Raw genomic sequence first — 12,211 nt, 5'->3', positions numbered from 1 at the left:
AAAGGACCTCTCGTTGTATTTGGGGCGATCATTGATCGCCCCTTTTTTTCGTCTGGATCACGGTTGATCCTTGAGGGTCTGGAAGGCTTTCACGCGCTTGACCAGGCTTTTCTTGCTGGCCGAGTCGGCGCTGTTGAAGAGGAACGAAAAGTCCGAAGCCAGGGTGGAGCTGCCGGCGATGGTTGCGTACTGATGACAGGCATTGCAGTTATCGCCCTGGACGTAGGTCTCCAGGGTGGTGTTGGCCACCGGTACGTTGCCCTGGCTGATAAACGGCCCGTAGGACAGTGGCACTTGCGCACTGACACCCGGTTCCGGCTGGGTGGGCGGGTTGGGGGTGAGGGTCCAGAGTACGTTGATCAATTTGTAGTATTGGAACACCGACTTGCCCTGGCTCTGCTGGGCGAAGTTGGCCTGCACCGCGCCGTTAAGCGCCTGCAGTTCAGTGGGCAGCGGATGTTCCCGGGTGGTCTGCACGGGTTGGTCCCGTGGAAACGGCTCGGTGCAGTCGCGGTCGGGATGGTGCTGTTTGCACTGGATACGCGCCACGTTCGGCGTGCATTCGGGGCCGGTGCCGCAGTTCGGGTTGTTGAAGGCAAAGCTGTCGGGCGGCGTCTGTTGTGGCGGCACCTGGTTGGGTTCCGGCACGTTGTCCACCTGCTCGAAGGTGGTCCAGATGAAGTTGGGCGAGGCTTGGGTCTTGTTGATGATATGCAGGCCCACCAGGCCCACCACTTGCTGGGTGCACTGCAAGGTGGCCGGGTTTTTGAGCCAGGCGACGGTGGTCAGGTAACGCCCGTAGAGCTCGGGTTTGCCGGTGAGGATCCGCCACGCCGCCTTGACCTCCAGGGCTCCCAGTTGCTCCTGCGGCACCGGGTTGGGCGGCAGCGAGCGCATGGGCTCACCGATGGGCAAGGACAGCCCGCCCGGGTTCTGGTTGTCGATGTTCTGCGCGACTTTCAGCTGGTTGGCTGCGTCGTACAGCCCTTTGCTGACGATGTAGTCGAACTCGGCCTTGCCCACCTTGCGTTCAAAAAACACCAGGTTCTGCGACTGGTCCGTCAGCCAGCCGCCGGAGGCTTCCATGATCGGGTCTGGAATCGAGGCCAAGGTGCCGCTGGACAGGTGAAAACCATGGCGGGCGTTGATCGCGCTTTCGGAGGTGGCGGTCATGAACTTGCGCGCCCCCACCGACATCGCCCTGAGGCTGCCCTGGGTGCTGCAATTGGACGGCACCAGGGTTTGCACGCCCCAGCCGGTGGGCGCGGGGGCGCCGGGCAGGAAGATATCGTTGGCGTCCTTGTAGCTGGCCCATACCGGCGCGACGCTCATTGGCTGCCCGGAGGCGGGCGGCACACCGAATTGCGCCAGGGTACTGTTCATGTCCGGCTCACCCGCGAGGGCGGGCGTGGCTGGCCAACCGGGATTCACCGGCCAGTTCAGGGCAATGAACAACTGCCAGCCAAAGCAATTCATAAAGCTCTGGCCGGTGGCGTTGAAGTTGTTGATCGGCAGGAACCCGCCGCTTTTCGGGTTGAACACCAACTGTTGCTGCACGCAAGCGTCGGCGTCGGAAGTGGGGGATGCGTAGGCGGCCTGCATGGCGAACAGGCTCAGCACCACACTGGTCAGCAGCGATAAAACACTTAAGCGTAACCTGGACATCATCGCGCTCCTTGCAAGCAGGTAAAGCCGCACCCTGGCTGGGTGCGGCGGATGGGCCGTATCAGTCAGGCGCCAGGCACCAGCGCCAATCCGGACTCCCATGGATGTTCCGTCGCGCTGGGGTTATCGGCTTCGCCCGGGTTGAGCGCGCGCACCGTCACCAGTCCCGGAGCGGCAGTGGGGCTTACGGTGATGGTCAGCAGGTAGCCCTGGGTGCCACCGGAGTTGGTTTGCCCTGGGATGGCGGAGGCATCCGGCAGGAACTGGGTGACCTGCGCCGTCACGCTAGGATTGGAAAACTGCACCCGCGCCGTCTCGGCGGTGGTCTTGAGGTCGGCGCCTTGCACCACCAGAGCGAACTGCCCGCTGGTGCCGGGTGCCAGCCACGCCGGCAGGTCGGTAGGCGACTGCCCGTAGAACAGATCCAGGGGCAGCAGTTGCACCGGCCAGGGTTGCACGCCGTTGACCCGATCCGTCACGCAGGGGCAGGAATCCGGCGTCGGGCTGATGGGCGTGGTTGTCACACTCAGGCCCACCAGCAACTGCTGGGCAATCACCCACACATAGTTGATCGGCTGGCCACTGATGGTGATGTCGTTGATCGAAAACCCGGCGCTGACCGGCACTTCAAACACCGCTTGCAGAATCTGGTCGGAGCCGTTGGCGGCGGACTTGGCGGTGCCACGGGTGATTTTCCAGTACTGGCTGACGTCCTGGCCTTGAGGGCCTTTCCACGCCGAGAAATCGGTGGGTTGTTGCAGGTAAAGGCCGATGGGGTTGGTCAGGGACAGCCGGTTATTCACCGCCACGCTGTTGGCCGAGAAACCGATATGCGGGTCAGAGTTGCGGTAGTTCTGCCCGTATTGCGCGCAGCAGATCAATGCCTGGGAATTCTGGCTGCTGGCCAGTGGACGCAGGATGGTCGCTGCGGCGGCCAGGTACACCTCGGCGCTCAAGGTGTTGGGGCCGGAGGTCAGGTGCATCGCCCCGCCGTATTGGCCGGGTACGCAGGCGGTGCCGGCGTTCCATTTGTTGACCGTGTCGTAGGCCGGTTGGCCGGTGGTAGGGTCGATGACCGGATCGCCGGCTTTGCCGGTCGGGCAGTCGGCGGTGTAGCGCAAGTACAGGTCTTCGAGTTGCACCTGCGGGTCGATGTAGTCGCGGTACAGGCCCAGCACTGCATTTGGATCAATGCGCCACATGGCCAGGAAATACGCCGGGTTTTCGCAGGTGAAGGTGATCTTGCGCATGTTGCCATTGGCGTCACGCACGATGGACCACTCGCAGTATTCGTCAAGCCAGCCACGGGGCCCCGAGGGCGAGAAATCCTTGTACTTGCCTTGCCAGTCGATGGTCGGGCAGCGGGTGACGGGCAGTTGCAGCAGGGTGCCTTGCTTGTTCGGGTCGTAGAGCATGTACAGGGTGTTGTTGATCGTAATCTGGCCGTTGTCGGTCAGTTCCATCACCTGTTGCATGGACATGGCCTTGCCGCCCAATTGCGGAATCACCGCCGTGCCGTTGTTGTAGAAGAACGTCCACAGCCGATTGGGGAAGGGCGCCCAGGTAATCGCCGGCGGCGTGCTGGGGCCGTAGCCTTCCACCAGCGGGTTGTAATAGCCCGAGCGCGGTGCGTCATTGAGGCCCGACCACGGGTTGCCGATGATTGCGGACTGGGTCCAGCCGGTGAGGTCGTTGTTCCAGTCGGTTTCAAACTGCGGCAGCTGGTTTTCCAGGCCCAGCTTGTTGTAGTCCTTGGGTGCTTGCCCGGCGGGAGAGGTGAATTGTTTGAAGGGTGTGCTCATGGCGATTCTCCAGGTGTTGTGTGGGTGGAAGCAGAGCAGCAACCGGCACTGGGGGCAGGGCCGGTGATGGCCTGGCGCGGGTCGTCCCACACCAGTTGGGCGATAAAGCCTGGCAGCGGCGCGTACTCTTGCGGCGTCAACACCCGGGCACTATCGAGATGGGTCACCACCACGGATAACTGCGTGGCGTCAGTGGGGCGAAGGTTCAGCGCGCTGGCATTACGCGCGGCATTCAGCGCGCGGGACACGCCGTGGGTGATGCAGCGGCCCTTGTCATCCACCAGGCCCATGCCGATGCGACTGAAACGCCCGACATAGTGCGGGTTGTCGGCACTCACCTGCTGCGGCGTGGCGTCGGGCTGGTTGAGGAATACGTCGATCAGGTAGGTGTCGTGGGTGCAGCGCACATGGTCGAACACCACCCACGGCCCGAGCCCGGTCGCGTTGCGGGTGGCCGGGGCGGGGGCCGAACTGTGTTGGCAGCACGCCTTTGCAGCTGCCTTGGTTGCGCCAAACTGCGGGGCCACGGGTGTGCCGTAGTCGTAGCCGATATGCCGGCTGTCCTGGGCCATGTCACCGAGGGTGGTGTAGCGCCAGGCATCGGCGCTGGTGAAGGTCACGGTGCTGGCCTCACTCCCGGCGAACGGCTGGAGCAGGCATTGGGTGGTGTACTGCGCCGCCGGGTTGGCCCGGATCCAGACCTCCAGCATCCGGTCGATATTGGCGTGGTAGGAGCTGAACACCGGGTCGAATGCGGTGTAGGCGTTGTCGGCCATGTCACCGCCGATCCAGCCGTGATAGTTGTCGTGGGGCTGCTCGTAGAGCCCGTCGAAATTCAGGGCACGGTTGGGGTACAGGTCATCTTTTTGCGGCGGGTCAAATACTGGAATATTCGCCCATGGATAACCCGGTACGCCTTGGGGCTGGCTGAACGAGGTGAACTTCAGTGCATCGACCACCTGCTGCTGGAAAATCCGGCTCATGGCATACAACTCGGTGCGTTCGCGCCGGAACGGCTCGCCCTGGGTATAAAACAGCGGGTTGCGCTGCACGAAGCGGCAGTCCACGCCGTTGACATCACCCCTGGCACACACCTTCGAGCTGCCGTCCTTGGCCGCCGCATAGCGCAGCGGGTTCGGCCGGACCTCACCGGTGTGCGGGTGCACATAGGTTTCATCGAGAAACGCCTGGGGCAAACCGGCCTGGGGGCTGCCGTCGACACTGGCGTCTGCGGCCATCCAGTCCCAATAGGGAATCGGGCAGTCGATCAGTGCCTCGAGGTACAGCAGATAGGCCCGGTGCCACAAGGCAAACGCTTCCTGGTAATGCAGGCACCAGTTGGTATGGATGTACGCGTAGCGCTGCCAGGGCGAGCCGCTGTCGGGGTCGGCTACCTGCATCACGTCATCCAGGCGCGAGCGGTACTGGTTCAGTTGTTCCTGTGTCAGGGCGCGAATGTCCTGACGCACCCGTTTCACCGGGTGGGGCAGGTCGGGTGGGGGAATGCGCTCGGCGATATCGAACGGTGAACTGGGGGTCAGGCGCCAGCCCTGGTTGACCCACAACCGGAAGGTTTCCAGGGCATCGATGGGCCAGAACTGTTGCTGGTCGAGGGTCAGCGGCATGCTGCGGGAGGCCAGGTGCTGGTAGATGGTTTCGGACCAGGTCTTGACCGAGGCGGGGTCTTCGAGGAACACGAAGTAGGCGTTCATGCAGCCCACCCAGGAGGCAGCGACGGCGGCGCGTTGGGCGGGCGGTATCCAGTAGGGGGCGCTGAAGAGGCCGTGGATATCGGTGGCCCATGTCGGTTTCGCGACTATCATAAGATCCCTCTCATGCCGCCCCAGTGCCTGATTTGGCTGGGCTGCTAAGCTGGATTGATGTTAGTGCGCCACCGCGCAGGATTTCTGCAAAATGGTGGGTGTTTACGGTGGATTCATTGCAGTTTTTTCAAGGAAGATATGGAAAAAATGACAGATGCCATGGATTTGAAGATTCTGGGGAAGTTGCAAAGGGATTGCAGTCAGAGTCTGGAGTTGTTGAGTGACAGTGTCGGGCTGTCTTCGACCAGTTGTTACCGGCGTATCAGGCGGTTGGAGAGTGTCGGGATTATCAAGGCGAAGGTGGCGGTGCTGGATGAGCGCAAGCTTGGGATTCAGGTCACGGCGTTCTTTTTGATCAAGCTTGATAGGGACAGCAATGATATCGACCGCAAGATGCAGCATATCCTGGCGAACCATCCGGAGATTCAGGACTGTTATTTGCTGACCGGGGAGTTTGATTTTGTGATGGTGGCGAAGTTTCGGGATGCTACTGAATACACTGATTATATCTATCGGTTTTTAGACATTTACCGGGATATTCCGATTCGTACTTATTCGTCTACTTTGGTGGTCAGGACGGTTAAGAAGTCTTATGAGTTGCCATTGCCTTCGTCGTTGCTGTGAGCCGCCTCGCAGCGGTTCAGCCAACTGATAAGCATCGAATCAGTGAACATTCCGCCGCCTGAGCGGCGGAACGTGCCGGTTGGCGATTAAGCCGGTTTGCGCCAGTCGTCCGAAGCTTCGGTACCGGCCACCACGTGGGTCCAGCTGACCTTCCGGTAGGCCAGGCTGGTCTTGATCAGTTGGGTGTAGTTTTCGTTGTTACTGTTTTGCGCGTGGGGCAGCACGGTGTGAATGTCAACGACGGTGGCATCCTCCAGCTTGGTGGTGAAGAAGTGCTCCTGCTTGCCGTCGCCCGAGGTACGGAACCACTTGACCTCGACGGTCGGCAGCATTTCGCCGGTGGCCAGGGCCTGGTAGAGCATGGGCGAGGCTTTGCTCAGGGCGCTGGTAAAGATCAGCGGCTTATGCACGCGCTGGCCGGCAGGCTGGCCGCTTTGCGGGTCGGTAGGCGCGGCGATCTGATGGTCGATTTCCTGTGCCAGGATTTCGTCTTCGTGGCCTTCTACATAAACGTTGCCCACCGAGTCTGCGGTGAACGCGCCCTTGGTAATATGGCCCTGGTTTTTGCCGTGGATGCTGATATACGCGGGTGTTGGCATGACAAGCTCCTTGTCGCGATCAAATGAACGACCCCGTGAGGTCGCGGGTTCTGGCCAAAAAGGCCATGGCTTTGCAGGCGCTCGGGGTGAGCACGCTGAAAATCGGTTACAGGTTGAGAATGCGCTCCAGAGACACCAGCACTTCTTGAGTGATAGCGTTCAGGCGGATCGAGTAGATCGTGTAGGCGACCGTCAGCACGACGGTGGCAAGAGCCCACGGCGTCCACAATGGCCAGGCGCGCTTGATCCGGTAGTTACGCGGCGTGACGTTGGCCAACGGGTTGGTCAGGCGTTTGGGTGTTTCACCCCGTAGTGGGCGCAGCAGGCCATGCAGTTGGTTGATGATCTTCTGTATCTCGTCATCGCCTTTGGCATGGGCGCCGTATTTGCCCTTGAGGCCGGAGATCAGGCACTGGTACATGAACTCCAGCACATGTTGGTAGCGGGCCGCTTCGGGGTGCTATGCCGAGCATAAGCCCGCCATCGCAGACCAGTTGGATTTTTCAGTCTTTTCAGGAAGTTGCAGGCGTCACCATGGAGTTACACAAGGAGCAGGGAATGGTCTACGAGCAAGTGAAACAAGGGTGTACAGGGCGACGATTAACGGCGCTTCGTGCGGTCAGCGCAAAATGTTCAGGCGTGCGTCTGCGGGTGTTGTTGAGTGAATGCAATATCGCACCGATGGATTTCGCACTATTTCTGAAGATCAGCCCCCAGCGGCTGACCAATTGGTTTTCCCGGGGTATCCCGCGCTCGCGGTGCGATAACATCGCACGGCTGTTGAGCGTCAGCGCCCACTGGCTGGAAACGGGGGAAGGGGAAAAGTGCCCGGCGACAAGAGAGTAGCGAAGCCCATGCGCCTGATTATTCAGCCAGCTTTTTGAATTGCCTCGCCAACTCCAACACGACTCGGCCGCTATTCGCAGTGGGCACCAGATGGGTAAACGGAATATCGATCATCCGGTTCTCCCGCACCGCCCGCAAACGCGAGAGCACCGGGTCACTGGTCAGCAACTGGCGCTTGCGGCTGGCCGGTGACCACACTGCATCCGCCAGCAAAATCACATCCGGGTCACTCATCAGCAGGGTTTCGCTGCTCACGGTGACGCGGTATTGGTTGATCCCGGCGAATAAATTGCGCGCTCCGGCAGCCGCCACCAACGTGGTGACGAACCCACGTCGGCCTTCGCTGTCCAGACCGTTGACTTCACTGTCCAGGTAAAACACCGACAGCGGTTTACCCTTGCCAGTCAGTGCCTGGGCACTGGCCAGGTCGGCGTCCATGGCATCGCTCAACGCCCGCGCCCGTTGCTGTTTGTGCACCAGGGCGCCGAGGGTAGACAGGTCGCTGCGGATATGCCCGAAGTAATCCAGCGAATGCCCGTCACACGCCGACTCCAGCAAGTACGACCCAACCCCGTTGCCGGCCAGGCCCGTGCGGGAAGTCACGCCAGTGCCAAAGGCAGTGGCGAACCCACCGACCACCAGATCCGGTGTCTGCGCATAGAGCACTTCGCTGGACGGGTACTTGGTCGCAATCACCGGCGCGCCGAAATACTCGCCGTCTCGGTGGGCTGCACCGTTGTCATCCAGATACGCCACGCCCACCAATGCCGGGCCGACATCCAGCGCCAACAGCAAGTCGGCCGCATGCTGGTTGAGGGCCACGATGCGTGAGGGCGGTGAGTGGGCAGCGGTCCAGTCCTGGTTGCAGTTGCGATAGCTGTCCGCCAGAGCCAACGATGGGCAGAGCAGGGCGCCCAGCAGCAGCCACGACGCTTTCATGGGCGCTCCTTGATCAGCAAATCCTCGACGACTTCGCCGCCCACCAGATGCACTTCCACCAGCCGTTGCACCTCTGCGTTGCTGTGCACGCCGTACCAGCACGTGTCCGGGTACACCGTCACAATCGGGCCCAGGTTGCACGGGAACTGGCAGTGGGTACGGGTCAACAGCACGCCGCCAGGCTTTTCGATGCGGTCGTGTGCCAGCAGGTGGCGACGCAGGGTTTTCCATAATTGCAGCGCGCCACGCTGGGTGCAGCGCGGGCCGGTGCACAGGAACACGTGGCGGGCGTGGTCAGGCACATGGGACCAGTCCGGATGAGTTTCCACGGGCGTACTCATCAGAAGCGATACGTGTAGCGTACTTCGGAGGTGAACGGCCGCCCGAGGTTGTCGACGTTGCTGGCGCGGCTGGTGACGTAGTCGCGGTCGAACAGGTTCTCTACCAGCAGGCTGACGCGGTGTTGGTGAGCATTGTCGAGATAGCGATAGGCGTCGGCATCCACCACGGTGTAGTTGCCGTACTCGACCTTCTTCGAGCTGACGATATCGCCGATGTAGCGCACGGCGGTACCGGCGCCCCACAGGCGATCCACCGATTCATAGCCGACCCGCGAGCGGGCGAAGAAGCCAGGAATATCGTTGAGGGTGACACCCGCGCGTGACTCGGTGAGGTTGCGGGTCATGTCGGCCTGCACGCTCCATTGCTCGTTGAGTTGCAGCTTGGCGTCGGCCTCGAAACCGCGCATCTGGATCTGCCCCTGGCCATTGACCCACTGGATATCGTCCTGGGTGATCAGGTCGGTGATCTTGCGCTTGAACAGCGTGACACTGGCGCTGAAGTCCCGCGCCAGCAGGCTGCCCTTGTAGTCGAGGCCCAGCTCGGCGTTGCGGCTCTTCTCCGGCTTGAGGTTGCGGTTGCCTTTCTCATCGTCTTCATTGACGAACAGTTGCTCGGCATTCGGCAGTTTGTAGGCAGTGCCGTATTGGCCGCGCAGGGCCCAGTTGTCGTTGAGGTCGTAGAGTGAAGTAAGCATGCCGACGGTGGCGCTGTCGCCGCCGCTCATGGCTTCGTGGCGTACGCCGATGCTCGGGTGCCAGTTCGGCAACGCCTCGATAGTCGGGCGCAGTTGGGTGTACAGCGCGTGGGCCTGGGCCTTGTTGTCGTCGATGATCAACACATCGTCCTGGCCCTTGAACCACTGGTTGTCGGAACCGAATACCAGCACATGATCGCCGGGCAACACGGCCTTGCCTTCAGCCTGCACGCCCCAGTCGGTGAAGCCCCAATAGTCGTTGTGGTTGATGACCTTGGTGCCGCCGCCTTCGACATTGTTGAGGCGGGTATAGCGCGTGTCCCAATCGTTGATATGCCCTTTGACGAAGTAGCTCAGGCGCTCATTGACGGTTTGCTCGAAGGTCGCCGTGGCGATTTGCTGCACCCGGTCGTTGGTGGTCTTGTGGTTGTCCACCGGACGGGCGAAATCCAGGTTGGCGTCGGCGTATTGGTAAAACAGTTCCAGGCGCGTGTCATCGCCAAACGACTGGATCGCCTTGGTGCCGAAGGTGGTGACTTCGTAGGAGCGCTTTTTGTCGGTGACGTTTTTCATGTCGCGGTTGCGAAACGGCTGGTAGCCCTCGGAGGCGTTGCGGCTGACGTAGGCCAGCAAGCCGAGGTCGCCAAATCCGTTATTGAAAATCTTCTCGACCCGGGCATCGCCGGTGGTGCCGCCGAAGGTATCCACGCCCAGGTTCACCTCGCCGGACGCCTCGCGGGTTTGCGGGCTGCGGGTGACGATGTTGATCACCCCCGACACCGCCTGGGTGCCGAACAGCAGGCTCTGGCCACCCTTGAGCACTTCGATGCGCTCAATGGCGTTGGCGGGCAGGGTGTCCAGGTACAGGCCGCCGTACAGGCGATTGTTCAGGCGCACGCCGTCCAGCAGGATCAGCGTGTCGTCGTTGCGCCCGCCCAACAGGGAGTAGGTGCCGTAGTCGAACGGGCCGTTTTTGGGCGCCACGTACAGGCCGGGGATGAACATCTGCATCACGCGCGACACATCGGCGGCGGGGCCGGCGCGTTCAATCTGTTCGCGGGTGACGATCTCAACCTTGCTGCCGTACTGGGCCATATCGGCCACGGTGGTGGACTCCACCGACGGTGCGGAAACGTTGAGTTGTTTGAGTTCGAGGGTGTTGTCGTCGGCCAGCAGCAGGGGGCTGAACAGGCAACCGAACAACAGGCCGGGCACAGGAGTCTTGAAAGGTCGAATCATAGTCTTCTCGGAAAAGTATCTTTCGCGAAAAGCACGCACGAGTAGGCACCGAGCACACGCCAATACCGGCCCATGCCCGCCCACCGCAGGATTTTGCCAAACAGAATTCCAGGCCGGTCTCCGGGCTCACGCGTATGGACACCTTCACCTTCCCATGGCGCGCAGGCCACAGTGGTGTGTCGAAGGGGTCACGCGTCTACCGTTGCGGGGGCAGCACCGGACTGGCTCGAAAAAAGAGCGGCACCGGTTTCCCGTTTCACCCCAAGCACGACGGCAGGGGGCACCTGAAACAGGCCGGCATCTGAACATTCGAAAGACCGTTCGTCAACTTGACGGGGACTTTTCCGGTGGCTGTATGGGAAGCGACTGACGGATATTGCTAGAAATTTCCCACAGGAGTACAAATGTACTCCATGACGAATCTAACGCCCCGCCGTACCGCCATCCTGACCTTTATCCGCGACCGTATCGCGCAGCAAGGCCAGTCCCCCAGCCTCGCCGAGATCGCCGAGGCGTTCGGCTTTGCCTCCCGCAGCGTGGCGCGCAAGCATGTGCTGGCGCTGACCGAGGGCGGCTTTATCGAGGTCAACCCCAACCAGGCGCGCGGCATTCGCCTGCTCAATCAGCCAGCGCGGCCGGAGCTGCTGGACATCCCGGTACTCGGCCGGGTGGCTGCCGGTTTGCCTATTGGCGCCGATGCCGAAGTGCACAACCGTCTATTGCTCGACCCGGGCATGTTCGCGAAAACCCCGGATTACCTGCTGCGGGTACAGGGCGATTCGATGATCGAAGACGGCATCCTCGATGGCGACCTGGTGGGCGTACGCCGCAGTGCCGAGGCCTTGAACGGGCAGATTGTGGTGGCGCGTCTGGACGGTGAGGTCACCATCAAGCGCTTCGAACATGTCGGCGAGCGCGTGCGCTTGCTGCCGCGCAACCCCGCTTATCAACCCATCGTGGTGCGGCCCGATCAGGACCTGGCCATCGAAGGGGTGTTCTGCGGTTTGGTGAGGCAAGGCTGATGGGCGCCGTCGTTGCACTGGACTCGCTGTTCAATGGCGGCCGGGTCTGGAAAGGTCGGCCCGCCGCGCCGCCGGCCAGCGTCCATCCCACCGGGCTTGCGGCCCTGGATGCGGTGCTGCCCAGCGGTGGCTGGCCGGAAGCGGCGTTGAGCGAAATCCTGATGGCGAAGGAGGGCGTGGGCGAGTTGCAACTGGTGTGGCCGACCCTGGCGCGGTTGTCGGCGGCCGGCGAGCGCATCGTGCTGGTGGCGCCGCCTTACACGCCGTACCCCCACGCCTGGCAAAACGCCGGGGTGGATGTGCGCCAGCTTTCCGTGATCCAGGCCGATGAACGTGACGCCCTGTGGGCGGTGGAGCAATGCCTGCGCTCCGGCAGTTGTGGCGCGGTGTTGTGTTGGCCGCGCAAGGCCGATGACCGCGCCTTGCGCCGCTTGCAGGTGGCCGCGGAAACCGGCCAGACCCTGGCCTTTGCCTGGCGCTCCTTGAACGAGGCCATCAACCCGTCACCGGCCGCCTTGCGCCTGGCAGTGGAGGCCAGCCCTGCGCAAGTGCGGGTGCTCAAGTGCCGGGGCGGCCTGGCCCATCCCGCGCCCATTGCGCTTGGGCACTGAGGTTG

At 62.0% G+C, this 12,211-nt stretch carries 11 protein-coding genes, 1 pseudogene and 1 riboswitch; of the genes and pseudogenes, 4 read left to right on the top strand and 8 right to left on the bottom strand.

Translation table 11 applies throughout. The features are described 5' to 3' along the window. Window positions 1-57 precede the first annotated feature (57 nt). The 3 genes from D109_RS0101445 to D109_RS0101435 all read right to left on the bottom strand — a co-directional run bounded on the left by D109_RS0101445 (window position 58) and on the right by D109_RS0101435 (window position 5,290). Entirely contained in the window at window positions 58-1,665 is a 1,608-nt protein-coding gene (locus D109_RS0101445; protein ID WP_017475320.1) for a hypothetical protein, read from the bottom strand. A gap of 65 nt (window positions 1,666-1,730) precedes the next feature. Continuing rightward, complete coding sequence (locus D109_RS0101440) at window positions 1,731-3,467, bottom strand: hypothetical protein (protein ID WP_017475319.1); 1,737 nt, start codon at window positions 3,465-3,467, stop codon at window positions 1,731-1,733. Further along, window positions 3,464-5,290, bottom strand: a complete 1,827-nt coding sequence (locus tag D109_RS0101435) for a tyrosinase family protein (RefSeq protein ID WP_017475318.1) — start codon at window positions 5,288-5,290, stop codon at window positions 3,464-3,466. The genes D109_RS0101440 and D109_RS0101435 overlap by 4 nt, the downstream gene beginning before the upstream one ends. A 138-nt stretch (window positions 5,291-5,428) precedes the next feature. Between D109_RS0101435 and D109_RS0101430 the strand changes: the two genes are divergently transcribed. Next, window positions 5,429-5,914 carry an AsnC family transcriptional regulator gene (locus D109_RS0101430; RefSeq protein ID WP_017475317.1) on the top strand — a complete coding sequence of 162 codons (486 nt, stop codon included), beginning with the start codon at window positions 5,429-5,431 and terminating at the stop codon, window positions 5,912-5,914. 86 nt (window positions 5,915-6,000) lie between these two features. Here D109_RS0101430 and D109_RS0101425 read toward each other — a convergent pair whose 3' ends face one another. After that, window positions 6,001-6,513 (bottom strand): Hcp family type VI secretion system effector, encoded by a 513-nt coding sequence (locus D109_RS0101425; RefSeq protein WP_017475316.1) that lies wholly within the window; start codon window positions 6,511-6,513, stop codon window positions 6,001-6,003. A 106-nt stretch (window positions 6,514-6,619) separates the two neighbouring features. Further along, window positions 6,620-6,955: pseudogene (gene icmH, locus D109_RS01000000131655) on the bottom strand (type IVB secretion system protein IcmH/DotU); the annotation flags it as partial. A gap of 116 nt (window positions 6,956-7,071) precedes the next feature. Here icmH and D109_RS0101415 point away from each other — a divergent pair. Next, window positions 7,072-7,359, top strand: coding sequence for a hypothetical protein (locus D109_RS0101415; RefSeq protein WP_152416321.1), 288 nt, complete (start codon window positions 7,072-7,074; stop codon window positions 7,357-7,359). An 18-nt stretch (window positions 7,360-7,377) separates the two neighbouring features. On the opposite strand, the gene D109_RS0101410 is transcribed toward D109_RS0101415, so the two are convergent. From D109_RS0101410 to D109_RS0101400, 3 genes are read right to left on the bottom strand one after another with little or no spacing between them, the layout of a single operon-like run. Next, window positions 7,378-8,298, bottom strand: coding sequence for an ABC transporter substrate-binding protein (locus D109_RS0101410; RefSeq protein WP_017475313.1), 921 nt, complete (start codon window positions 8,296-8,298; stop codon window positions 7,378-7,380). After that, window positions 8,295-8,627 carry a ferredoxin gene (locus D109_RS0101405; protein WP_017475312.1) on the bottom strand — a complete coding sequence of 111 codons (333 nt, stop codon included), beginning with the start codon at window positions 8,625-8,627 and terminating at the stop codon, window positions 8,295-8,297. The genes D109_RS0101410 and D109_RS0101405 overlap by 4 nt, the downstream gene beginning before the upstream one ends. Window positions 8,628-8,638: 11 nt before the next feature. Then, window positions 8,639-10,573 (bottom strand): TonB-dependent siderophore receptor, encoded by a 1,935-nt coding sequence (locus D109_RS0101400; protein ID WP_017475311.1) that lies wholly within the window; start codon window positions 10,571-10,573, stop codon window positions 8,639-8,641. A gap of 93 nt (window positions 10,574-10,666) precedes the next feature. After that, window positions 10,667-10,876, bottom strand: a riboswitch (cobalamin riboswitch). 101 nt (window positions 10,877-10,977) lie between these two features. On the opposite strand from D109_RS0101400, the gene lexA reads away from it, so the two are divergent. Both lexA and imuA read left to right on the top strand, forming a co-directional pair. Then, window positions 10,978-11,595 (top strand): transcriptional repressor LexA, encoded by a 618-nt coding sequence (lexA, locus tag D109_RS0101395; RefSeq protein WP_017475310.1) that lies wholly within the window; start codon window positions 10,978-10,980, stop codon window positions 11,593-11,595. After that, complete coding sequence (imuA, locus tag D109_RS0101390; protein WP_017475309.1) at window positions 11,595-12,206, top strand: translesion DNA synthesis-associated protein ImuA; 612 nt, start codon at window positions 11,595-11,597, stop codon at window positions 12,204-12,206. The genes lexA and imuA overlap by 1 nt, the downstream gene beginning before the upstream one ends. The last annotated feature ends 5 nt before the right edge of the window (window positions 12,207-12,211 follow it).

Source organism: Pseudomonas sp. PAMC 26793 (genome assembly GCF_000313235.1).
In the GTDB taxonomy this organism is placed as follows: Bacteria; Pseudomonadota; Gammaproteobacteria; order Pseudomonadales; family Pseudomonadaceae; genus Aquipseudomonas; species Aquipseudomonas yamanorum.
This window is presented reverse-complemented; position numbering and strand designations above follow the sequence as displayed.

What these genes read in the sequence shown, in the direction of transcription:
- D109_RS0101425 (WP_017475316.1), bottom strand. Translation starts at nt 6,513, where the DNA reads ATGCCAACACCCGCGTATATCAGCATCCACGGCAAAAACCAGGGCCAT.
- D109_RS0101445 (WP_017475320.1), bottom strand. Translation starts at nt 1,665, where the DNA reads ATGTCCAGGTTACGCTTAAGTGTTTTATCGCTGCTGACCAGTGTGGTG.
- lexA (WP_017475310.1), top strand. Translation starts at nt 10,978, where the DNA reads ATGTACTCCATGACGAATCTAACGCCCCGCCGTACCGCCATCCTGACC.
- D109_RS0101440 (WP_017475319.1), bottom strand. Translation starts at nt 3,467, where the DNA reads ATGAGCACACCCTTCAAACAATTCACCTCTCCCGCCGGGCAAGCACCC.
- D109_RS0101435 (WP_017475318.1), bottom strand. Translation starts at nt 5,290, where the DNA reads ATGATAGTCGCGAAACCGACATGGGCCACCGATATCCACGGCCTCTTC.
- imuA (WP_017475309.1), top strand. Translation starts at nt 11,595, where the DNA reads ATGGGCGCCGTCGTTGCACTGGACTCGCTGTTCAATGGCGGCCGGGTC.
- D109_RS0101400 (WP_017475311.1), bottom strand. Translation starts at nt 10,573, where the DNA reads ATGATTCGACCTTTCAAGACTCCTGTGCCCGGCCTGTTGTTCGGTTGC.
- D109_RS0101430 (WP_017475317.1), top strand. Translation starts at nt 5,429, where the DNA reads ATGGAAAAAATGACAGATGCCATGGATTTGAAGATTCTGGGGAAGTTG.
- D109_RS0101410 (WP_017475313.1), bottom strand. Translation starts at nt 8,298, where the DNA reads ATGAAAGCGTCGTGGCTGCTGCTGGGCGCCCTGCTCTGCCCATCGTTG.
- D109_RS0101415 (WP_152416321.1), top strand. Translation starts at nt 7,072, where the DNA reads ATGGTCTACGAGCAAGTGAAACAAGGGTGTACAGGGCGACGATTAACG.